Origin of the sequence: Pseudomonas sp. FP198 (assembly GCF_030687895.1) — a bacterium.
In the GTDB taxonomy this organism is placed as follows: domain Bacteria; phylum Pseudomonadota; class Gammaproteobacteria; order Pseudomonadales; family Pseudomonadaceae; genus Aquipseudomonas.
The window spans coordinates 4837681-4859502 of record NZ_CP117452.1; the positions used below are offsets into that span (position 1 = coordinate 4837681).

The following is a 21822-nucleotide window of genomic DNA, read 5'->3' on the forward strand; positions in this document are numbered from 1 at the left end:
GGGTATGTGTGAGTGCCACGAATCTACTGTGGGAGCGAGCTTGCTCGCGATAGCAATTTTCCAGACAACAAAAAAGCCCGCAGATGATCACTCATCTGCGGGCTTTTCATTTACAGCGCCGATCCTTAGATCGCCCCACGCTTGCGCAGCAGATCCAGCACCTGCTTGACGCTCTCTTCCAGGGTCAGCGACTGGGTGTCGATCACCAGGTCGGCATCCAGCGGCACGTCGTACGGGAAGGACTCGCCCGGGATGTTGTCGCCGGCGGCGGCGTACAGCCCTTGCGGATCACGCTGGGCGCATACCGCTGGCGAGGCCTGGACGTAGACTGTCAGCAGGCGCTCGCGGCCGATCAGGTCCTTGGCCTGCTCACGCCCTTCGGCACTCGGCGCAACGAACGCGGCCAGGGTCAACAGGCCCGCCTCATTGAACTGACGGGCCACATGAGCCGCACGACGCCAGTTCTCGGTGCGCCCGGCGCGGTCCTGCGGCAGGCCTTTGTTCAAGTCCTGGCGCAGGTTCTGACCATCGAGCACGAACACCGCGCGGCCCATGTCGAACAACTTGCGTTCTACCGCATAGGCCAGCGTGCTCTTGCCCGCGCCCGACAGGCCGCTGAACAGCACGGTGGCCGGCTGCTGGCCGAAGCGCTGGGTGCGTTCTTCCACCGACACATGGGCCAGTTTGCCATGGTGCGTGCTGCTGCCGTGGGCCAGCGGCTGGGCGACGATCATGCCGGCACCGACAGTGCCGTTGGTCAGGCGGTCGATGATGATGAAGGCGCCGGTGGTGCGGTTGCTCTCGTAGCCGTCCAAGGCGATCGGCGCGTCCAGGGCGATCTTCACCTTGCCGATTTCGTTAAGCTGCAACGCGCTGGCCGGACCTTCTTCAAGGGTGTTCACATCGACCTTGTTGACGATGCTGGCAATCGAGCCGGGCACGTAACTGGTGGCGCGCTTGATGTCGTACTTCTTGCCCGGCAGCATCGGCTCTTCGGCCATCCACACCAGCATCGCTTCGAAGCTGTCGGTCACCGGCGGAACGTTGTCGGCGTGTACCAGCAGGTCGCCACGGGAGATATCGATCTCGTCTTCCATGGTCAACGTCACAGCCTGGCCTGGGCCGGCGTGTTCCAGCTCGCCTTCGAAGGTGACGATGGATTTCACGCGGCTGCTCTTGCCCGACGGCAGCACCACGACTTCGTCGCCCTTGTGCACGATGCCGCTGGCGAGGGTGCCGGCGAAACCGCGGAAGTTCAGGTTCGGACGGTTGACGTACTGCACCGGGAAACGCAGGTCGGAGAAGTTGCGGTCGCCCGCCACCTCCACGGTCTCGAGAATTTCCATCAGCGACTGGCCGGTGTACCACGGCGAGCGCTCGGACTTGTTCACCACGTTGTCGCCCTTGAGCGCCGACATCGGCACGAAGTGCATGCTGGTGGGTTTCATCTTCAAGCCTTCGGCGAACTTCAGGTAGTCGGCCTTGATCGACTCGAATACGCCCTGGTCGAAGTCCTTGAGGTCCATCTTGTTGATGGCCACGACGATGTGCTTGATACCCAGCAACGAGGCGATGAAGCTGTGGCGACGGGTCTGGGTCTGCACGCCGTAGCGGGCGTCCACCAGGATGATCGCCAGGTCACAGGTGGAGGCACCGGTGGCCATGTTGCGGGTGTATTGCTCATGGCCGGGCGTGTCGGCGATGATGAATTTACGCTTGGCGGTGGAGAAATAGCGGTAGGCGACATCAATGGTGATGCCTTGCTCGCGCTCGGCCTGCAGGCCGTCCACCAGCAGCGCCAGGTCGATGTCGTCGCCGGTAGTGCCGACTTTCTTCGAATCGCGAGTGATCGCTTCCAGATGATCTTCGTAGATCATCTTCGAGTCGTGCAGCAGGCGCCCGATCAGGGTGCTCTTGCCGTCGTCGACATTACCGCAGGTCAAAAAGCGCAGCAGCTCTTTACGTTCGTGCTGGCCCAGGTAGGCGAGGATGTCCTCGCTGATCAAATCAGATGCGTGCGACATGACAACCCCTTAGAAATAACCCTGACGTTTCTTGTCTTCCATCGAGCCTGCGCCATCGTGGTCGATGACCCGGCCCTGGCGCTCGGAAGTTCGCGTCAGGAGCATTTCCTGAATGATGTCCGTCAGGCTTTCGGCCTCGGACTCCACCGCGCCCGTCAACGGGTAGCAGCCAAGGGTACGGAAACGCACTTTCTTCTTGACGATGCGCGCTTTGTCTTCGTCGGACAGGTGCTCGAGGATGCGCTCGTCGTCGATCATGATCAGCGTGCCGTTCTTCTCGATCACTTCACGCTCGGCGGCGAAGTACAACGGCACGATCGGGATGCCTTCGAGGTAGATGTACTGCCAGATGTCCAGCTCGGTCCAGTTCGACAGCGGGAAGACGCGGATCGACTCGCCCTTGTTGACCTTGCCGTTATAGACGTTCCACAGCTCGGGGCGCTGGTTCTTCGGGTCCCAGCGGTGCTTGCTGTCGCGGAACGAGTAGACGCGCTCCTTGGCGCGGGACTTCTCTTCATCGCGACGGGCGCCGCCGAATGCAGCGTCGAAACCATGCTTGTCGAGCGCCTGTTTCAGGCCCTCGGTCTTCATGATGTCGGTGTGCTTGGCACTACCGTGGGTGAACGGGTTGATGTTCTGCGCGACACCGTCCGGGTTGATGTGGGTGATCAGGTCCAGGCCCAGTTCTTCGACCATCTTGTCGCGGAACTTGTACATCTCCTGGAATTTCCAGCGGGTGTCGACGTGCATCACCGGAAACGGCAGCTTGCCGGGGAAAAACGCCTTGCGTGCCAGGTGCAGCATCACGGCGGAGTCTTTACCGATTGAGTACAGCATCACCGGGTTATCGAACTCGGCGGCCACCTCGCGGATGATGTGGATGCTTTCCGCCTCCAGCTGTTTCAGATGCGTCAGTTTGTCGACCATGGCTACTCACGAAAGCTTTCTTATGAACGGCCAGCGGGCCGTGTTCGAGCGGGGAATCCTAGCACAGCGACCTCTTCTAATCAGGGCGCCAACTAGATCGAAACAGCATATGGATATGCCCAGTGGTTCGGGCCCCGCACATGCTTTTCTGTGGGAGCGAGCTTGCTCGCGATGACGGAGTGTCAGCTACATTAATGTCGACTGATCCGCCGCTATCGCGAGCAAGCTCGCTCCCACAGGGGCTACAACTCCCCACAGGGATATAAACAGTCAGATCGGGTTTGGGCAATCGATGAAGATGTGCTCCAGCGCGAAGCGTCGCGCCAGGTAGTCACCCAGCGCCTGGACGCCGTAGCGCTCGGTCGCATGATGCCCGGCGGCGATGAAGCTGATGCCATTCTCCCGGGCGCTGTGGAAGGTCTGCTCCGACGCTTCGCCGCTGAGATACAGGTCAACCCCGGCGAGTACCGCCTGATCGATGTAGCCCTGGCCGCCGCCGGTGCACCAGCCCACCCGGCGGATCATCTGCTCGCCCTCGATCAACAACGGCTCGCGCCCCATCACTTCCTGGACCTTGCGGGCGAAATCCCGGGGCGTCATCGGCTCGGACAAGGAGCCGACCAGGCCGACGATTTTCGGGTTGTCCGGATCCAGCGGCCCCTCGACGGTGATGTCCAGCTGCCGGGCCAGTTGCACGTTATTGCCCACCTCGGGGTGCAGATCCAGCGGCAAGTGGTAGGCCAGGAGACTGATGTCGTGCTTGAGCAGCGTTTTCAGGCGCCGCTGCTTCATGCCGGTGATGCACGGGTTCTCGCCCTTCCAGAAATAACCATGGTGCACCAGCACCAGGTCGGCGCTGGCCTCCACGGCGGCGTCGAGCAGCGCCTGGCTGGCGGTCACGCCGCTGACGATGCGCATCACCTGCGGCGCGCCCTCGACCTGCAAACCATTGGGGCAGTAATCGGCAATCCGGCTACTTGCCAGGTATCGGTCCGCTTCTTCAACCAGGGTGCTCAGGGCTACGGCCATAAAAAGACTCCTAAATATCCCGTTCAGAGGCGTGCGTGGCCTCGTATAATGCGCGACATTATGGGCGGTCCCATTCCGCCTGCAACCTCTGTAGGACGTGCTTAATGCTCAAGGCGCTGCGTTTTTCCGGCTGGCCGCTGTTGGCCGGCGTACTTGTCGCACTACTGATTATCCAGCGCTACCCGGAATGGGTCGGCTTGCCAAGCCTCGACGTCAACCTGCAACAGGCACCGCAGGCCAAGGCTCCACAGCAGGGGCCCGTGTCCTATGCGGATGCGGTGACCCTCGCCGCGCCGGCGGTGGTCAACCTGTACACCACCAAGGTCGTCAACAAGTCCGGTCACCCGCTGTTCGAGGACCCGCAATTCCGACGCTTCTTCGGTGACAATTCCCCCAAGCAGAAGCGCATGGAATCAAGTCTGGGCTCGGGCGTCATCATGAGCCCGGAAGGCTACATCCTGACCAACAACCACGTCACCAGTGGTGCCGACCAGATCGTGGTGGCACTCAAGGACGGTCGTGAAACCCTGGCGCGGGTGATCGGCAGCGACCCGGAAACCGATCTGGCGGTGCTGAAGATCGATTTGAAAAACCTGCCGGCAATCACCATCGGCCGCTCCGACAGCATCCGTATCGGCGACGTGGCCCTGGCGATCGGCAACCCGTTCGGCGTCGGCCAGACCGTGACCATGGGCATCATCAGCGCCACCGGTCGCAACCAGCTGGGCCTGAACAACTACGAGGATTTCATCCAGACCGACGCCGCAATCAACCCCGGCAACTCCGGCGGTGCGCTGGTGGATGCCAATGGCAATCTCACCGGGATCAATACGGCGATCTTCTCCAAGTCCGGCGGCAGCCAGGGCATTGGCTTCGCCATTCCGGTGAAGCTGGCCATGGAGGTGATGAAGTCGATCATCGAGCACGGCCAGGTGATTCGTGGCTGGCTGGGCATTGAAGTCCAGCCGCTGACCCAGGAGCTGGCGGAATCCTTTGGCTTGTCCGGGCGCCCCGGCATCGTCGTGGCGGGGATTTTCCGCGACGGCCCGGCCCAGAAAGCCGGCCTGCAATTGGGCGACGTGATCCTCAGCATCGACGGCGAACCGGCCGGCGACGGCCGCCGCTCGATGAACCAGGTGGCGCGGATCAAGCCCACCGACAAGGTCACCATCCAGGTGATGCGCAACGGCAAGGAGCTCAAGCTCACCGCCGAGATCGGCCTGCGTCCACCGCCGGCACCGGTGGTGCTCAAGGAAGAAGAGTAACCATCATCCCCCCTGTGGCGAGGGAGCTTGCTCCCGCTGGGTCGCGCAGCGGCCCTGAAACCTGTCACCTCAAAACTATCAGACCGACCGCATTCGATCCTGTTGGGGCTGCTTCGCGGCCCAGCGGGAGCAAGCTCCCTCGCCACGAAAACAATCCGCGATTAAGGAAATCAGAAATAGCATAAATTCTCATTAGTAGTGTTATATTGTTTCAATACTAAAGATTGGAACAACATAACATGTCATCCCTCAAACGGATTTCCGCTGCCAGTCTCGCCCTCGGCCTGCTCGGTGATCCCGCCTTCGCCGAAGAAATCCAGCCCCTGGAACTGGACGCCATCAACGTCACGTCCGAGTACGAATCCCCCACCGGCCCCGTTTCAGGTTATCGCGCCACCCGCTCCGCCAGCGCGACCAAAACCGACACCGCCCTGCGTGACGTCCCGCAATCCATCAGCGTGATTCCCGCCAGCGTACTCAAGGACCTGGGCAGCACCAGCGTCGAACGGGCGCTGGAATATGCCGGTGGCGTATCGAAGCAGAACAATTTCGGCGGCCTGACGCTTTATGAATACAGCGTGCGCGGCTTTACGACGTCGGAGTTCTACAAGGACGGTTTCAGCGCCAACCGTGGTTACCCAAGCACCCCGGACGCCGCCAATATCGAACGCATCGAAGTTCTGAAGGGCCCGGCGGCCAGCCTTTATGGACGAGGAGATCCTGGCGGCACGGTGAACATCGTCACCAAAAAACCCCAACCCGAAGCCTTCACCACGCTGCAGACCAGCGCGGGCAGCTGGGACCGCTATCGCACCGCGCTGGACGTCAATACGCCACTGGACGCCGAAGGCAACCTGCTTTCGCGAGTAAACCTGGCGGTGGAGGACAACCACAGCTTCCGTGATCACGTCGACAGCAAGCGCGTCTTCGTGGCCCCGTCCATCAGTTGGCAACTGAGCCCGGACACTCGACTGCTGGTGGAAAGCGAAATCGTGCGCCACAGCTCGACGTTCGATCGCGGCATCGTCGCTCCGAATAATCGCTGGGGTGGCGTCTCACGTTCGACTTTCCTCGGCGAACCCAACGACGGCGACATCGACAATCACAACAACATGCTCCAGGCCGCCCTTGAGCATCAGCTCAACGATACCTGGCAACTGCGCCTGGCCAGCCATTACAAGCAGGGTGAACTCTGGGGCTTCGCCTCCGAGGCGCGGCCCCTGAATGCCGACGGCCACACCGTGAACCGCCGCTACCGCGAGCGCGACAACGATTGGCACGACAGCATCACTCAGTTGGAACTGCGCGGCCAGTTCGACCTCGGCCCCTGGCAGCATGAACTGCTGATCGGCACTGAATACGAGGACTACCGCAAGAACGAGCGCGTGACGACCATCGCCGGCAGCGCTTATCCCATCGACATTTACAACCCGATCTACGGCCAGCCGAAACCCAACGGTACGCGCTCCGGCACGGACTTCTTCGAGCATGTTGAAAGCAAGGCCCTGAACCTGCAGGACCAGATCGTCTTCACCGACAAGCTGCGCGGCCTGCTTGGCGTGCGTTACGAGCACTTCGAGCAAAGCATCGACAATCATGTCACCGACGTCACCAGTCGTCAGCGCCATGACGCCCTCACGCAACGCGCGGGGCTGCTGTATCAACTGACGCCCGAAGTCGGGCTGTTCGCCAACGCCTCCACTTCGTTCAAGCCCAATAATGGCCTGGATGCCAGCGGCAAGACCTTCGACCCGGAGGAAGGTGTCGGTTATGAAGTCGGCATCAAGAGCGAGCTGTTCGACGATCGCCTGAGCACCACCCTGGCGGCTTTTCATATAGAGAAGGAAAACGTCCTGACCCAAGTCGCCGGAACCGATTTCAGCCGCGCCGTGGGCAAGGCCCGTAGCCAGGGCATCGACCTGCAGGTCACCGGCCAGATGACCGACGCCGTGCGGGTAATTGGCGCCTTCGCCTACATCGATGCCGAAGTGACCAAGGGCGACGAGCAGATTCCCGAGGGCAGCCGGATCCTCGGCGTCGCCAAGCGCAGCGGCAGCCTGCTGGGAGTCTACGAATTCCAGGACGGCCACCTGCGCGGCTCGGACATCGGCGCGGCGTTCACGTATGTCGGCGATCGCTCGGGCGAGGCCGGCAAGGACTTCGAACTGCCGGCCTACCACACCGTGGATCTGCTGGCCCATTACAAGGCCGGTGACAACGTCACCGTCGGCCTGAACCTGAACAACGTCCTCGACGAAAAATACTACGAACGCTCCTACAGCAATTACTGGGTCACCCCCGGTGATCCGCGCAACTTCACTGTCAGCCTCACCCTCGATCTATAAAAAGGAAAATCAGCATGAAATACCCCAAGACCTTCGCCCTGCTCGGTATGCTCCTGGCTATCGACGCCTCGGCCCATGGCCTGTGGACCGAACAACGCCGCGGCAATATCGAGGTGATCTACGGCCACGGCGCCGAAGACAACGCCTTCAAGGCGCAGAAAATCAGTGGCGCCTGGGCCTACGACCTCGGCGGCAAAATGATCCCGGTGACGGTGGAGCGTTTGTCCGACCACGCGCGCCTGCAGCCTCTCAAGCCGCCGGCCGTGCTGGCGGTCGCCCTGGACAACGGCATGTGGTCGCAGACCGCCGACAAGAAATGGATCAACGAAGGCCGCAGCAAAGTGCCCGGAGCGATCGAGTCGACCCAGACCTTCAAGTACAGCCTGGCGATCTATGAGCCGGGAGCGAAGCTGCCGAAGCTGGATCAGATCAAGTTCGTCATCGTGCCGGAAGTCGACCCGCTGACCGTCGGCCCCGGCCAATCGTTGCCGGTGCGGGTGCTGCTCGATGGCAAACCGGCGGCCGGCGTGAAGCTGGTCGGCGACTACCGCAGCGCACCGAACACCGTGAGCACTGAAACCGACGCCGAAGGCCGGGCCAAGGTGCTGGTGCGCAATGAAGGTTTGAACGTGATCGCCGCGAGCATGGAAATCCCGCTCAAGGACAACAAGGACGTGGCGACGCGCGGGGTATTTACCTCGCTGACGTTCCTGGGTGAGCCGCATCACGAGTGAGGTTCGAAAACTGCGGGAGCTGAGCCGACGCAATCGCGAGCAGGCTCGCTCCCACAGGGGATTGGCTGTGTTGCCAATCTTCCGGACACTCTGGAAACACATGTGGGAGCGAGCCTGCTCCCGAAAGCGTCAGTTCAGCCACTATTGAAGTGACAGACAGTCAGCCATCGCGAGCAAGCTCGCTCCCACAGGGCCGTGCTTGCTGAAGGTTAGAGCTCGCCCATAGCCTCGATCAGTGCCTGGTTCTGCTCCGGTGTGCCGATGCTGATCCGCAGGAACTGGGCGATGCGCGCCTGCTTGAAGTGCCGCACGATCACGCCCTGCTCGCGCAGTTTCGCCGCCAGCCCCGCCGCGTCATGTCGGGGGTGACGGGCGAAGATGAAGTTGGCCGCCGACGGCAGTACCTCAAAACCCTTGGCTTCAAGCTGCCCAACTACCCATTCGCGGTGCTCGATGACCAACCGGCAGGTCTGGTCAAAATACTCGCGATCATCGAACGCCGCCGCGCCGCCGACATTCGCCAGGCGATCCAGCGGGTACGAGTTGAAGCTGTTCTTGATCCGCTCCAACGCTTCGATCAAGTCCGGATGGCCCACCGCCAGGCCCACGCGCAGCCCCGCCAGCGAGCGTGACTTGGACAGGGTTTGTGTCACCAGCAGGTTCGGATAACGATCCACCAGGCTGATGGCCGTTTCGCCGCCGAAATCGATATAGGCCTCATCGACCACCACCACTGAATCCGGGCTGGCCTTGAGGATCTGTTCCACCGCGTCCAGCGCCAGCAGGCAACCGGTCGGCGCGTTCGGATTGGGGAAAATGATCCCGCCATTGGGCTTGGCGTAGTCTGCCGGGTCGATCCGGAATTGTTCATCCAGCGGCACCGCATCGAACTCGATACCGTACAGCCCGCAATACACCGGATAGAAGCTGTAGCTGATGTCCGGGAACAGCAACGGCTGATCGTGCTGCAACAAGCCGTGGAAGATGTGCGCCAGCACTTCATCCGAACCATTGCCCAGGAACACCTGGTTGGTCTGCACTGCGTAATACCGGGCCACGGCGCTTTTCAGCAGATCACTGTTGGGGTCCGGATACAGGCGCAGATTGTCGTTCAGCTCGGCCTGCATCGCGGCCAGGGCCTTGGGCGATGGGCCGTAGGGGTTTTCGTTGGTGTTGAGCTTGACCAGCCGAGTCAGCTTCGGCTGTTCGCCCGGCACGTAGGGCACCAGGTTCTTGACGAACGGGCTCCAGAATTTACTCATTTCAGTTCCCCTGCCCTTCAATGGATGGCTCGTCAAGAATGCGGTACTCGGCGCTACGGGCGTGGGCGCTCAGCGATTCGCCGCGGGCCAGCACCGAAGCGGTCTTGCCCAGTTCGGACGCGCCCTGCTCGGAGCAGAAAATGATCGACGAACGTTTCTGGAAATCGTAAACGCCCAGCGGCGACGAGAAACGCGCGGTGCCGGAGGTCGGCAGCACGTGGTTGGGGCCCGCGCAATAGTCACCCAATGCCTCGGACGTGTGACGGCCCATGAAGATCGCACCGGCATGGCGAATCTTCGGCAGCCAGGCTTGCGGGTCGGCGACCGACAATTCCAGGTGTTCCGGCGCGATGCGGTTGGCCATCTCGATGGCCTGCTCCATGTCCTCGACCTTGATCAGCGCACCACGGCCATTGATCGAGGTGTTGATGATCTCGGCGCGGTCCATGGTCGGCAGCAGCTTGGCGATGCTGGCGGCGACCTTGTCGAGGAACCCGGCATCCGGACTGACCAGGATGGCCTGGGCATCTTCGTCGTGCTCGGCCTGGGAAAACAGGTCCATGGCGATCCAGTCCGGGTCGGTCTGGCCGTCGCAGACCACGAGGATCTCCGAAGGGCCGGCGATCATGTCGATGCCGACCTGGCCAAATACGTGGCGCTTGGCGGTGGCGACATAGATATTGCCCGGCCCGACCACCTTGTCGACCCGCGGCACGCTTTCGGTGCCATAGGCCAACGCAGCCACCGCTTGCGCACCGCCGATGGTGAACACTCGGTCGACGCCGGCGATGCAGGCGGCCGCCAGCACCAACTCGTTGATTTCCCCGCGCGGGGTCGGGACGACCATGACCACTTCGGTCACGCCAGCCACCTTGGCCGGAATCGCGTTCATCAACACCGAAGACGGATAGGATGCCTTGCCACCCGGCACATACAGGCCGGCGCGGTCCAGCGGCGTGACCTTCTGGCCGAGCACCGTGCCATCGGCTTCGGTGTAGCTCCAGGAATCCTGCTTCTGTCTTTCGTGATAGCTGCGCACGCGGGACGCAGCTTTTTCCAAGGCTTCGCGCTGGGGCACGGTGATTCGGGTCAGGGCCAGCTCCAGGCGCTCGCGCGGCAGGATCAGGTCGGCCATCGAGGCGACTTGCAGGCCGTCGAACTTCTGGGTGAACTCCACGAGTGCGGCATCACCACGCTCGCGCACGGCTTTGATAATGTCGAGCACACGCTGATTGACCGAGTCGTCGGACACACTCTCCCAGCTCAACAGATGATCCAGATGATGTGCGAAATCCGGGTCGGCAGCGTTGAGTCGGCGAATCGAGGTGGGAGCGGTCATGGCGAGGGCCTCATTAATGGCAAATGCTCAGGCGCCCTAAGCTACCAGTCCATTCGCGTGGGCACCTGAGAAAATTGGCTATGACGCGGATAGACGGGCGCGACGCAGAAGTCGCGCAGGTGAATCAGCCGCGGTGTCGCGATTCCACTGCCTTGCGCAGGGTATCGATCAAAGCCTGGATGCGGGCGTGCTGCATTTTCATCGAAGCCTTGTTGACGACCAGCCGGGAGGTGACGTCGGCGATGAAATCCTGCGGCTCAAGACCATTGGCCCGCAACGTATTGCCGGTGTCGACGACATCGATAATTTTGTCCGCCAGGCCGATCAGCGGCGCCAGCTCCATCGAACCGTAGAGCTTGATGATGTCGACCTGACGGCCTTGTTCGGCGTAGTAACGCTTGGCAATGTTGACGAACTTGGTCGCCACCCGCAGGCGGCCCTTGGGCTCGGGGGCACCGACCTTGCCGGCGGTCATGAGCTTGCAACGGGCGATTCGCAGGTCCAGCGGCTCGTAAAGGCCCTGGCCGCCATACTCCATCAGCACGTCCTTGCCGGCTACGCCCAGATCGGCGGCGCCATGTTCCACATAGGTCGGCACATCGGTGGCACGCACGATCAACAAGCGCACGTCGGCCTGGGTCGTGGGAATGATCAGCTTGCGGCTCTTGTCCGGATTCTCGGTCGGCACGATGCCCGCTTCGGCCAGAAGCGGCAGGGTGTCGTCAAGGATGCGGCCCTTGGACAGTGCGATGGTCAACATGGGAAGCGTCAGTCCTTATCAAGGTACTCATGCCTGGTCGCAAGCGGCGCCAGACAGACATCGAGGGTGCAACCACCCTCGATGTGAAACGAAATCAGAGGGCACCTCCGTGTGCCCGTTCAGCCAGTACTAGCCCGGTACGCGACGGATCTTGGCGCCGAGCATCTGCAGCTTCTCTTCGATGCACTCGTAGCCACGGTCGATGTGGTAGATGCGGTCGATCAGCGTGTCGCCTTCGGCAACCAGTGCAGAGATGACCAGGCTGGCCGAAGCCCGCAGGTCGGTCGCCATGACAGGCGCGCCTTTCAGTTTTTCGGTCCCGGTGACGATGGCCGTGTTGCCTTCGACCTGGATCCTGGCGCCCATGCGGTGCAACTCGTAGACGTGCATGAAACGGTTTTCGAAGATCGTCTCGATCACCGCGCCCGTGCCTTCGGCAATGGCGTTGAGGGAGATGAACTGCGCCTGCATGTCAGTCGGGAACGCCGGGTATGGAGCGGTCCGCACGTTGACGGCTTTCGGCCGCTTGCCGTGCATGTTCACTTCGATCCAGTCTGCACCGCAGGTGACTTCGGCTCCGGCTTCCTTGAGTTTTTCCAGGACGGCTTCGAGGATGGTCGGATCGGTGTCCTTGACCTTGACGCGACCACCGGTGACGGCGGCGGCTACCAGGTAGGTGCCGGTTTCGATACGGTCCGGCATCACTTTATAGGTGGCCGAGTGCAGGCGCTCGACGCCATCGATGGTGATGGTGTCGGTGCCGGCGCCGCTGATCTTGGCGCCCATGGCGATCAGGAAGTTCGCCAGGTCGACGACCTCAGGCTCGCGGGCAGCGTTCTGCAGTACGCTGCGGCCCTTGGCAAGGGCGGCGGCCATCATGATGTTTTCGGTACCGGTCACGCTGACGGTGTCGAAGAAGAAATGCGCGCCACGCAGGCCGCCTTCAGGCGCCTTGGCCTTGATGTAACCGCCTTCGACGTCGATCACCGCGCCCATGGCTTCGAGGCCACGGATGTGCAGGTCCACCGGACGCGAACCGATGGCGCAACCGCCAGGCAAGGCGACTTCGGCTTCACCGAAACGAGCGACCATTGGGCCGAGTACCAGGATCGACGCACGCATGGTCTTCACCAGTTCGTACGGCGCGATCAGGGTCTTGATGGTGCGCGGGTCGATTTCGACGCTGAGCTTCTCGTCGATCACCGGCTCGATGCCCATGCGACCGAACAGCTCGATCATCGTGGTGATGTCGTGCAGGTGCGGCAGGTTGGCTACAGTCACCGGGCCATCGCACAGCAGCGTTGCGGCCAGGATTGGCAGGGCGGAGTTCTTTGCCCCGGAAATACGGATTTCGCCATCAAGACGAACGCCGCCGGTAATAATCAGTTTATCCATAAGAATCTCGAGGCCCTTGGGCTCAGGTGCGCTCGGCCCAGGCCGCGCGGCTGAAAAATTTCATCGTGACCGCGTGGATGCTGCCATCGGCGATCCATGGGTTCAAATGGGCATAGATGCTCTGCTGACGCTTCACTGGGCTCAACGCCGCCAGTTCATCGCTGATCACGTTCAACTGGAAGTTGCAGCCTTCGCCTTCAACTTCTACCTGCGTATCAGGCAGCTTTCCTTCAAGAAAGCTCTTCACTTCTACAGCCTGCATGCTCAACCTCAATCGGCGCCCTGTGCGCACGGGTCGCACATCATACAAAAAAGCCCCGCGCCTGCGAACCCCGCTAAGCAGGACTCTGACAGGGGGCTCTTCCAGCGATGTGGGTCAGGGATGCGTCAACAGCTCGGTCAATTCGCTAACCTGGGCTATTTCGCGCATGTCTTCGGGCATCCCGCGGATGCTCCACGTCTTGCCGGCGGCCCTGGCGTCGCGCATGAAGCACAGCAGCAGCGACAGGCCGACGCTGCTGGACTTCTGCACGCCCGAACAGTCGATAACCAGCTCCGCAGACTTCGCGGACTTGATCAGCGCCTGGCCCTGCTTGCGCAAGCCCGGGCCGGTACGGTAATCCAGCATGCCGCTGAGCAGCAGCTCGCCGGCCTCGCTCAGGCGAACGGCCGATTCACTCACCGGCTCATTCATTGTTGCTGCTTCTCTTGGGCGTCTTCGGCAACTTCCTTGGCCTTGGCGACTTCACCGGCCCAACCGTTGATGGTCTTGTCCAGATCATTGCCATTGCGCTGCATCGCATCGGCGAACTGGTCACGGAACAACTTGCCGATGTTGATGCCGTTGATGATCACGTTGCGTACTTTCCACTCGCCGTTGATTTTCTCGAGTGTGTAGGAAACCGGGTAAACGGCGCCATTGTTGCCCTTGACTGTCATGCCGACGCTGGTGCGCTCGCCTGACTCATCCTTGGCCGGGTCGACCGTGATGCCCTGGTTGTTGTACTCGAGCAAGGCGTTGCCGTAGAACTGGAACAGGCTGCGCTTGAAGTTTTCCTGGAAGCGGGTCATCTGCGCGGGCGTAGCCTTGCGTGAATACTTGACGGTCATGATGCTCTTGGAAATGCCGTCGGCATCCACCACCGGCCCGACGATACGATTCAGGGATTCATAGAACGCGCCCGGGTCCTGCTTGTACTTTTCCTTGTTCGCCGACAGATCGGCCAACAATTGATCGGTGGTCGTCTTGATGATGTCGTGCGCCGAAGGCGCCGCCACGGCGTTGCCCATCAGCGGCAGCGCCGCCAGCAGGACCAGCAGGCTGCGTCGCAGGATAGAGATCATTCAAAAGCTCCTCATTTGGCGTCTTTGCTAACGGTATTGAGCAGGAATTTACCGATCAGGTCCTCAAGCACCAGCGACGACTGCGTGTCGTGGATGGTCCCGCCATCCTTGAGCAGGGAGTCTTCCCCGCCCACGCTGATACCGATGTATTTCTCACCCAACAGCCCAGCCGTGAGGATAGATGCAGTGGAGTCAGTCGGCAGGTTATCCACGCGCTTTTCCAACTGCAGCGTCACCCGACCGGTGAAACTGTCGCGATCCAGATCGATTGCCGTGACCTTGCCGATGGTCACACCGGCCATGGTCACCTTGGCTCTGACAGTCAAACCGGCGATATTGTCAAAATAAGCATAAAGTTTATAAGTATCGGTGCTTGCGGTCGGCGCCAGTCCACTGACCCGCAGGGCCAGCAACAGCAAAGCCAGGATGCCAGCCAGCAGGAAAAGGCCGACACCGATTTCCAGGGTGCGGTTTTGCATCAGAAATCTCCAAACATCAAGGCGGTCAGAATAAAGTCAAGGCCCAGGACGGCCAACGAGGCGTATACCACGGTCTTGGTTGTGGCACGGCTGATCCCCTCTGACGTGGGCTCACAGTCATAACCTTGAAACACGGCGATCCAGGTCACCACGAAAGCGAATACGGCACTCTTGATCACACCGTTGAGCACATCGTCGAGAAAATCGACGCTGTTCTGCATGTTGGCCCAGTAGGAGCCTTCATAGACCCCCAGCCAATCGACGGCAACCCATGAGCCGCCCCAGATGCCTACGACACTGAAGATCATTGCCAGCACCGGCAGGGAAATGAAGCCGGCCCACAAGCGCGGGGCAATGATGTACTTGAGCGGGTCGACACCGATCATTTCCAGGCTGGACAATTGCTCGGTGGACTTCATGTTACCGATCTCGGCCGTCAACGCCGAACCGGCGCGCCCGGCAAACAGCAGCGCCGTGACTACGGGACCGAGCTCACGCAGCAAGGTCAGCGCAACCATCTGCCCGACCGCCTGCTCCGAACCGTAGCTGGACAATATGCTGAAGCCCTGGAGCGCCAGGACCATGCCGATGAAAATCCCCGATACGACGATGATCACCAGAGACATCACCCCCACCGAATGCAGTTGCTTGACCAGCAGGCCAAAACCGCCGCCGGTCGAACTGCGACCAAGCAAGGCATGCATCAGGAACAGCGAGGAACGCCCCAGTACCGCCACCACGTCGATGCCCGAGCGACCGAACAGGCGGACTCTTTCTATCAATGACTTCTTGCGCATCAGCGCTTCCCCAGCAGATCGGTACGGTAATCCGTGGCCGGAAAATGGAACGCCACCGGGCCGTCCGGATCACCTTTCATGAATTGGCGAATACGCGGGTTGTCCGAATCCTTCAACTCCTGGGGCGTGCCCTGCCCCAGCACCTGGCCATCGCCGACCACATAGATGTAGTCAGCGATGCTCGCGGTTTCGGCCAGGTCGTGGGACACCACGATACTGGTGATGCCCAGCGCATCGTTGAGCAAGCGGATCAGGCGCACCAGCACGCCCATGGCGATAGGGTCCTGCCCGACGAAGGGCTCGTCGTACATGAGGATCTGCGGATCGAGGGCAATCGCCCGAGCCAATGCGACCCGACGTTTCATGCCACCGGACAGTTCGTCCGGCATCAGTTCCAGGGCACCGCGCAGCCCGACTGCCTGCAATTTGAGCAGGACGATGTCGCGAATCATCTCTTCCGGCAGTTCCGTATGGACCCGCAGGGGAAACGCCACGTTTTCGAATACGTCGAGATCGGTAAACAGCGCACCGCTCTGGAACAGCACGCCCATATGCTTGCGCGCATCGAACAGATCGCTGCGCGACAATTCTGGAAGATTCTGGCCGTTGACCCAGACTTCGCCGGCACTGGGACGCAATTGTGCCCCCATCAGGCGCAGCAGCGTGGTCTTGCCGCAGCCGGAAGGCCCCATGATGCCGGTCACCTTGCCGCGCGGGATGCGAATATCGATGTCATTGAAAATGCTGCGCGTCCCTCGCTTGAAGGACAGCCCCTTCAGCTCGACCGCGTAGGCGTTGTCGGCACTCATCTAAACTCCTTGCGATGCAGCCTCATATTCGGATGTCCCGGCCAGCCGACAAACGCCGGTAACGCCGGGCACACGAACCGGCGGCGAACTATATCACTGCAACGGCCAAGCGCCCAAGGCCGGCGCCCGCCCGTTAAGCCTCGCTTGAAGTAAAGCGTCACATTTCATGTCAGGCCTTGGGGCTACCCGAACAAAGCACGACGAACTAACGTGAGGGAATCGTTCATTGCCGGTATAATCGCCGCCTTTTCATCGGGCTATACGATTTCGACATGAGACAATCCAGCGAACTGATTCAATCGGCACAACGTACCCTCCGCCTCGAACTCGAAGCCGTGCAAGGTTTGCTGGCTCATATCGATGCTGATTTCGTACGGGCCTGCGAGATGATTCTGTCCAGCAAGGGCCGCGTGGTGGTGGTAGGCATGGGCAAATCCGGGCACATCGGCAACAAGATTGCCGCGACCCTGGCCAGCACCGGCACCCCGGCGTTTTTTGTCCACCCTGCCGAAGCCAGCCATGGTGACATGGGCATGATCACTCGGGACGACATCATCCTGGCATTGTCGAACTCCGGCTCCACCAATGAAATCGTTACCCTGCTGCCGTTGATCAAGCGCCTGGGTATCCAGTTGATCAGTCTCACCGGCAATCCCGACTCGCCGCTGGCCAAGGCCGCCGAGGTGAACCTCAACGTGCATGTCGAACACGAAGCCTGCCCGCTGAACCTGGCCCCCACTTCTTCCACCACGGCGGCGCTGGTCATGGGCGACGCCCTGGCCGTGGCCTTGCTGGAAGCCAGGGGCTTCACCGCCGAGGATTTCGCTTTCTCCCACCCCGGTGGCGCCCTGGGCCGCCGGCTGCTGCTCAAGGTCGAGAACGTGATGCACGCGGGGGAATCATTGCCGCAGATACAGCGTGGCACGCTGCTCAAGGACGCCCTCATGGAAATGACCCGCAAGGGCCTGGGCATGACCGTTATCCTGGAGTCGGACGGCAGGCTCGCCGGGATCTTCACCGACGGCGACCTGCGTCGCACCCTGGATCGCACCATCGATATCCACAGCACGACCATCGATGAGGTCATGACCCCACACGGCAAGACGGCCCGGGCAGAAATGCTTGCCGCCGAAGCCTTGAAGATCATGGAAGACCACAAGATCAGTGCCCTGGTGGTGGTCGACGACGAAAACCGCCCGGTGGGCGCCCTGAATATGCACGACTTGCTGCGTGCGGGAGTCATGTAAATGAGCACAGACCTGTTGCAACGCGGCAAGGCAATCAAACTGGCAGTGTTCGATGTGGATGGCGTGTTGACCGATGGCCGCCTGTATTTCCTCGAAGACGGCAGCGAATTCAAGACGTTCAACACCCTCGACGGCCAGGGCATCAAGATGCTGATGGCCACCGGCGTGCAGACCGCTATCATCAGCGGCCGCAAGACCCCGGTGGTCGAACGGCGCGCGAAGAACCTCGGCATCCCGCACCTTTATCAGGGCCGCGAAGACAAATTGGTGGTGCTGGATGAACTCCTCGGCCAACTCAATCTAAGCTATGAGCAGGTCGCCTACCTCGGTGACGATCTGCCAGACCTTCCGGTGATTCGCCGCGTCGGCCTGGGCATGGCCGTGGCCAACGCGGCTGCCTTCGTACGCGAGCACGCCCATGGCGTTACCACGGCGAGGGGCGGCGAAGGCGCGGCCCGCGAATTCTGTGAACTGATCCTGCGTGCCCAGGGCCACCTCGAAGCGGCCAACGCCGCGTACCTGTGAGCCACCTATGCTAAGCAAGAAAATTCGCACCATCCTGGTGTTCGGCTGTATCGCCGCGATCTTCGCGGCGGTGGGCTACTGGAACATCAGCCCGGAACGCTTCCTCGACCAGCCCGCGGTCCAGGCGCCGGAGAACGATATCGACTGGTACGCGACCAACACGCACACCTTGCAGTACCTGCCTGACGGCAAGGTGCAGTATGAGATGACCTCGGACAAGGTCGACCACGTAAAGGCCAGCGACATCACGCTGGTCACCAAGCCGGACCTGAACATGTTCCGCGGCACGCCATTCCCGTGGCACGTACAAAGCGAACGCGCCGAGGTCAATCCCGGCGGCACCGAAGTGGAACTGATCGACTCGGTACGCGTGGCCCGGACCGACGAGAAGAACCGTACGACCATCATTACCAGTACCCGTATGACAGTCTTCCCGCAGCGCCAATATGCGCAGACCGAGCAACCCGTTAGAATCGACGGCGCCGGCGGCGTGTCGACCGGCACGGGAATGAAGGCCTATTTGAAGGAAAGCAGGATACACCTGCTATCGAACGTAAGAGGACAGTATGAAGCTCGCTAAAACCCTCCCTATTTTGCTCAGTCTGGGCGCAGCACTGGGAAGCGCGAGCGCCTGGGCCCTCCCCACCGACCGCGACCAGCCTATCCGCATCCAGGCCGATGACGCGCAACTGGACGACAAGAACGGCGTCGCCACTTATAAAGGCGACGTGATCATCACCCAGGGTTCGATGAAGGTCACCGGCAACACCGTGACCATCACCCGCACCCAGTCCGGCGACATCGACGTGGTCACCTCGGTAGGCAACCTGGCCTACTTCGAGCAAATGCAGACCGCGGGCGACACCAAGCCGGTCCAGGGTTATGGCGTCACCATCCAGTACCACGCCTCCCAGGACCGCGTCGTATTGATCGACCGCGCCAAGGTTGTCGACAAGGACAACAACGTGACCCAAGGCGAGAAAATCGTCTATGACACCAACAAGAAACTCGCCAGCGCCGGTCGCGCCACAGGCAGCAAGGTCACCGAATCGCGCCCGCGCATCGACATGGTGATCCAGCCGAAAAAGAAAACCGACGAGCAGAAGGCCCAGTAATGGCAACTCTGAAAGCTCAGCATCTGGCCAAGAGCTACAAGAACCGCCAAGTCGTGCGTGATGTCAGCCTGTCCATCGAAAGCGGCCAGATCGTTGGTCTGCTCGGCCCCAATGGCGCGGGCAAGACCACCTGCTTCTACATGATTGTCGGCCTGGTGCAGGCCGACCAGGGTCGCGTTCTGATCGATGACCTGGACGTCAGCCACCGGCCGATGCATGGCCGGGCAAAGGCTGGCATTGGCTACCTGCCACAGGAAGCGTCGATCTTTCGCAAGTTGTCGGTAGCCGACAACATCATGGCGATCCTGGAAACCCGCCAGGAGCTCGACAAGGCCGGCCGGCGCCAGGAGCTGGAAAGCCTTCTGCAGGAATTCCATATCAGCCACATTCGCGACAACCTGGGCATGAGTCTTTCCGGTGGCGAACGTCGCCGCGTGGAGATCGCCCGCGCCCTGGCCACCGCGCCGAAATTCATCCTGCTGGATGAGCCGTTTGCCGGCGTGGACCCGATTTCGGTGGGTGACATCAAGCAGATCATCCATCACCTCAAGGCCAAGGGAATCGGTGTGCTGATCACTGACCACAACGTGCGCGAGACGCTGGATATCTGTGAAACCGCCTACATCGTCAACGATGGCCAGCTGATCGCCGAGGGCGACTCTGCCACCATCCTGGCCAACGAACTGGTCAAGGAAGTGTACCTGGGCCATGAGTTCCGCCTTTAAGCCGAAGGTGGCCTGGCGGATGCCCGGGCGCCCTCAATTAATTGAGATAGCCCCCTAGGCAAACACTTCAGTTTCAGGCATATAATTTGCTTAAGTTTGGCGCTTCGGCGCCCTGTAGTGGATGGCGCATGTGCGCCGGCGAATAAGGTGTTAAGCCCCAGCCATGAAACCATCGCTAGTCTTGAGAATGGGCCAGCAGCTGACGATGACACCGCAGCTGCAACAGGCTATCCGCCTACTCCAATTGTCGACCCTGGACCTGCAACAGGAAATCCAGGAGGCCCTGGAGTCCAATCCGATGCTCGAACGCCAGGAAGAAGGCGACGACTTCGATAACACCGACCCACTGGCCGACAACGTCGAGCAGAAAACCACTCCGGAAATACCGGAACCGTCCTATCAGGAAGCCGCCCCGACGGTGGATAACCTCGAGGATGGGGAATGGAACGAACGCATTCCCAATGACCTGCCCGTGGACACGGCGTGGGAAGACGTCTACCAGACCAGCGCCAGCAGCCTGCCAGGCGGTGACGACGACGAGTGGGACTTCACCACGCGCACCTCTGCCGGCGAAAGCCTGCAAAGCCATCTGCTGTGGCAGCTGAACCTGGCGCCAATGTCGGATACCGACCGCCTGATCGCGGTGACGTTGATCGATTGCATCAACAACCAGGGCTACCTGGACGAGACCCTCGAAGAAATCCTCGAAGCCTTTGACCCGGAACTCGATATCGAACTGGACGAGATCGAAGCCGTCCTGCACCGCATCCAGCAATTCGAACCCGCCGGTATTGGTGCTCGCAACCTAGGCGAGTGCCTGCTGCTGCAATTGCGCCAACTGCCCGCCAAGACGCCATGGCTGGCCGAAGCCAAGCGCCTGGTAACCGACTACATCGATCTGCTGGGCGGCCGCGACTACAGCCAATTGATGCGCCGGATGAAGCTCAAGGAAGATGAGCTGCGCCAGGTCATTGAGCTGGTACAGAGCCTGAATCCGCGCCCCGGCTCGCAAATCGAGTCCACCGAGCCCGAGTATGTCGTCCCCGATGTGATCGTGCGCAAGCACAACGATCGCTGGCTGGTGGAGCTGAACCAGGAATCGGTGCCCAAGCTGCGGGTCAATGCCCAATACGCCGGTTTCGTGAAGCGCGCCGACACCAGCGCCGACAATACCTTCATGCGCAACCAGTTGCAGGAGGCGCGCTGGTTCATCAAGAGCCTGCAAAGCCGCAACGAAACCCTGATGAAAGTCGCCACCCAGATCGTCGAGCATCAGCGCGGCTTCCTGGAGTACGGCGACGAAGCGATGAAACCGTTGGTCCTGCATGACATCGCCGAGGCGGTGGGCATGCACGAGTCGACGATTTCGAGGGTGACCACCCAGAAATTCATGCATACCCCAAGGGGCATCTATGAATTGAAATACTTTTTCTCCAGCCACGTCAGTACCTCCGAAGGCGGTGAATGCTCGTCCACGGCCATCCGCGCGATCATTAAAAAACTGGTCGCCGCGGAAAATCAGAAAAAGCCGTTGAGTGACAGCAAGATCGCTGGTTTACTGGAGGCACAAGGCATTCAGGTGGCCCGCCGTACCGTCGCCAAATACCGCGAATCCCTGGGAATCGCGCCTTCGAGCGAACGCAAGCGGTTGATGTAACAGGCCACGCCACAGCGTTCCAGTGGCAGGTATTTCTACCTGCC

22 protein-coding genes are annotated in these 21822 nt (G+C 61.0%); 9 read left to right on the plus strand and 13 right to left on the minus strand.

The features are described 5' to 3' along the window. Positions 1-125: 125 nt before the first annotated feature. The 3 genes from cysN to PSH78_RS22060 form a co-directional block, all read right to left on the minus strand. On the minus strand, positions 126-2024 hold the full coding sequence (gene cysN, locus PSH78_RS22050; RefSeq protein ID WP_305496768.1) for a sulfate adenylyltransferase subunit CysN: 1899 nt from the start codon (positions 2022-2024) through the stop codon (positions 126-128). Between the two features lie 9 nt (positions 2025-2033). Further along, on the minus strand, positions 2034-2951 hold the full coding sequence (cysD, locus tag PSH78_RS22055) for a sulfate adenylyltransferase subunit CysD (RefSeq protein ID WP_007912374.1): 918 nt from the start codon (positions 2949-2951) through the stop codon (positions 2034-2036). Positions 2952-3221: 270 nt separating this feature from the next. After that, positions 3222-3980 (minus strand): Nif3-like dinuclear metal center hexameric protein, encoded by a 759-nt coding sequence (locus PSH78_RS22060; protein ID WP_305496770.1) that lies wholly within the window; start codon positions 3978-3980, stop codon positions 3222-3224. Positions 3981-4084: 104 nt separating this feature from the next. Here PSH78_RS22060 and algW point away from each other — a divergent pair, with 104 nt between their 5' ends. The 3 genes from algW to PSH78_RS22075 all read left to right on the plus strand — a co-directional run bounded on the left by algW (position 4085) and on the right by PSH78_RS22075 (position 8324). Continuing rightward, positions 4085-5245: a Do family serine endopeptidase AlgW gene (gene algW / locus PSH78_RS22065; RefSeq protein ID WP_305496771.1), complete on the plus strand. Its 1161-nt coding sequence runs from the start codon at positions 4085-4087 to the stop codon at positions 5243-5245. A gap of 239 nt (positions 5246-5484) precedes the next feature. After that, complete coding sequence (locus PSH78_RS22070) at positions 5485-7590, plus strand: TonB-dependent siderophore receptor (protein ID WP_305496772.1); 2106 nt, start codon at positions 5485-5487, stop codon at positions 7588-7590. A 14-nt stretch (positions 7591-7604) separates the two neighbouring features. Beyond that, positions 7605-8324: a DUF4198 domain-containing protein gene (locus PSH78_RS22075; protein WP_305496773.1), complete on the plus strand. Its 720-nt coding sequence runs from the start codon at positions 7605-7607 to the stop codon at positions 8322-8324. 209 nt (positions 8325-8533) lie between these two features. Here PSH78_RS22075 and hisC read toward each other — a convergent pair whose 3' ends face one another. From hisC to PSH78_RS22125, 10 genes are all read right to left on the minus strand, one after another. Then, positions 8534-9586 (minus strand): histidinol-phosphate transaminase, encoded by a 1053-nt coding sequence (hisC, locus tag PSH78_RS22080; RefSeq protein ID WP_305496774.1) that lies wholly within the window; start codon positions 9584-9586, stop codon positions 8534-8536. A 1-nt stretch (position 9587) separates the two neighbouring features. Next, entirely contained in the window at positions 9588-10925 is a 1338-nt protein-coding gene (hisD, locus tag PSH78_RS22085) for a histidinol dehydrogenase (RefSeq protein ID WP_305496775.1), read from the minus strand. Positions 10926-11049: 124 nt separating this feature from the next. After that, the gene (gene hisG / locus PSH78_RS22090) at positions 11050-11685 is read right to left on the minus strand and encodes an ATP phosphoribosyltransferase (protein WP_305496776.1); all 636 of its coding nucleotides are present in this window, start codon (positions 11683-11685) and stop codon (positions 11050-11052) included. 129 nt (positions 11686-11814) lie between these two features. Beyond that, complete coding sequence (murA, locus tag PSH78_RS22095) at positions 11815-13080, minus strand: UDP-N-acetylglucosamine 1-carboxyvinyltransferase (protein WP_305496778.1); 1266 nt, start codon at positions 13078-13080, stop codon at positions 11815-11817. A gap of 22 nt (positions 13081-13102) precedes the next feature. Continuing rightward, on the minus strand, positions 13103-13342 hold the full coding sequence (locus PSH78_RS22100) for a BolA family protein (RefSeq protein ID WP_090281791.1): 240 nt from the start codon (positions 13340-13342) through the stop codon (positions 13103-13105). Positions 13343-13456: 114 nt separating this feature from the next. Then, a complete protein-coding gene (locus tag PSH78_RS22105) occupies positions 13457-13762 on the minus strand; it encodes a lipid asymmetry maintenance protein MlaB (RefSeq protein WP_305496780.1) in 306 nt (101 codons plus the stop codon). An 8-nt stretch (positions 13763-13770) separates the two neighbouring features. Beyond that, complete coding sequence (locus PSH78_RS22110; protein WP_305496782.1) at positions 13771-14424, minus strand: phospholipid-binding protein MlaC; 654 nt, start codon at positions 14422-14424, stop codon at positions 13771-13773. An 11-nt stretch (positions 14425-14435) separates the two neighbouring features. Then, positions 14436-14903, minus strand: a complete 468-nt coding sequence (mlaD, locus tag PSH78_RS22115; protein ID WP_186613429.1) for an outer membrane lipid asymmetry maintenance protein MlaD — start codon at positions 14901-14903, stop codon at positions 14436-14438. Beyond that, positions 14903-15700 carry a lipid asymmetry maintenance ABC transporter permease subunit MlaE gene (gene mlaE, locus PSH78_RS22120; RefSeq protein ID WP_305496784.1) on the minus strand — a complete coding sequence of 266 codons (798 nt, stop codon included), beginning with the start codon at positions 15698-15700 and terminating at the stop codon, positions 14903-14905. Before mlaE ends, mlaD begins: the two co-directional genes overlap by 1 nt. Further along, a complete protein-coding gene (locus PSH78_RS22125) occupies positions 15700-16509 on the minus strand; it encodes an ATP-binding cassette domain-containing protein (RefSeq protein ID WP_305496786.1) in 810 nt (269 codons plus the stop codon). Before PSH78_RS22125 ends, mlaE begins: the two co-directional genes overlap by 1 nt. 272 nt (positions 16510-16781) lie before the next feature. On the opposite strand from PSH78_RS22125, the gene PSH78_RS22130 reads away from it, so the two are divergent. The 6 genes from PSH78_RS22130 (at position 16782) to PSH78_RS22155 (ending at position 21778) form a co-directional block, all read left to right on the plus strand. Continuing rightward, on the plus strand, positions 16782-17756 hold the full coding sequence (locus PSH78_RS22130; RefSeq protein ID WP_305496787.1) for a KpsF/GutQ family sugar-phosphate isomerase: 975 nt from the start codon (positions 16782-16784) through the stop codon (positions 17754-17756). Beyond that, the gene (locus PSH78_RS22135; protein ID WP_305496788.1) at positions 17757-18281 is read left to right on the plus strand and encodes an HAD family hydrolase; all 525 of its coding nucleotides are present in this window, start codon (positions 17757-17759) and stop codon (positions 18279-18281) included. It abuts the gene before it with no gap. 7 nt (positions 18282-18288) lie between these two features. Further along, a complete protein-coding gene (lptC, locus tag PSH78_RS22140; RefSeq protein WP_305496789.1) occupies positions 18289-18861 on the plus strand; it encodes an LPS export ABC transporter periplasmic protein LptC in 573 nt (190 codons plus the stop codon). Then, entirely contained in the window at positions 18848-19396 is a 549-nt protein-coding gene (gene lptA / locus PSH78_RS22145) for a lipopolysaccharide transport periplasmic protein LptA (RefSeq protein WP_305496790.1), read from the plus strand. The genes lptC and lptA overlap by 14 nt, the downstream gene beginning before the upstream one ends. Beyond that, positions 19396-20121: an LPS export ABC transporter ATP-binding protein gene (gene lptB / locus PSH78_RS22150; RefSeq protein WP_305496791.1), complete on the plus strand. Its 726-nt coding sequence runs from the start codon at positions 19396-19398 to the stop codon at positions 20119-20121. The genes lptA and lptB overlap by 1 nt, the downstream gene beginning before the upstream one ends. Positions 20122-20284: 163 nt before the next feature. Continuing rightward, positions 20285-21778, plus strand: coding sequence for an RNA polymerase factor sigma-54 (locus tag PSH78_RS22155; protein ID WP_305496793.1), 1494 nt, complete (start codon positions 20285-20287; stop codon positions 21776-21778). Positions 21779-21822 lie beyond the last annotated feature (44 nt).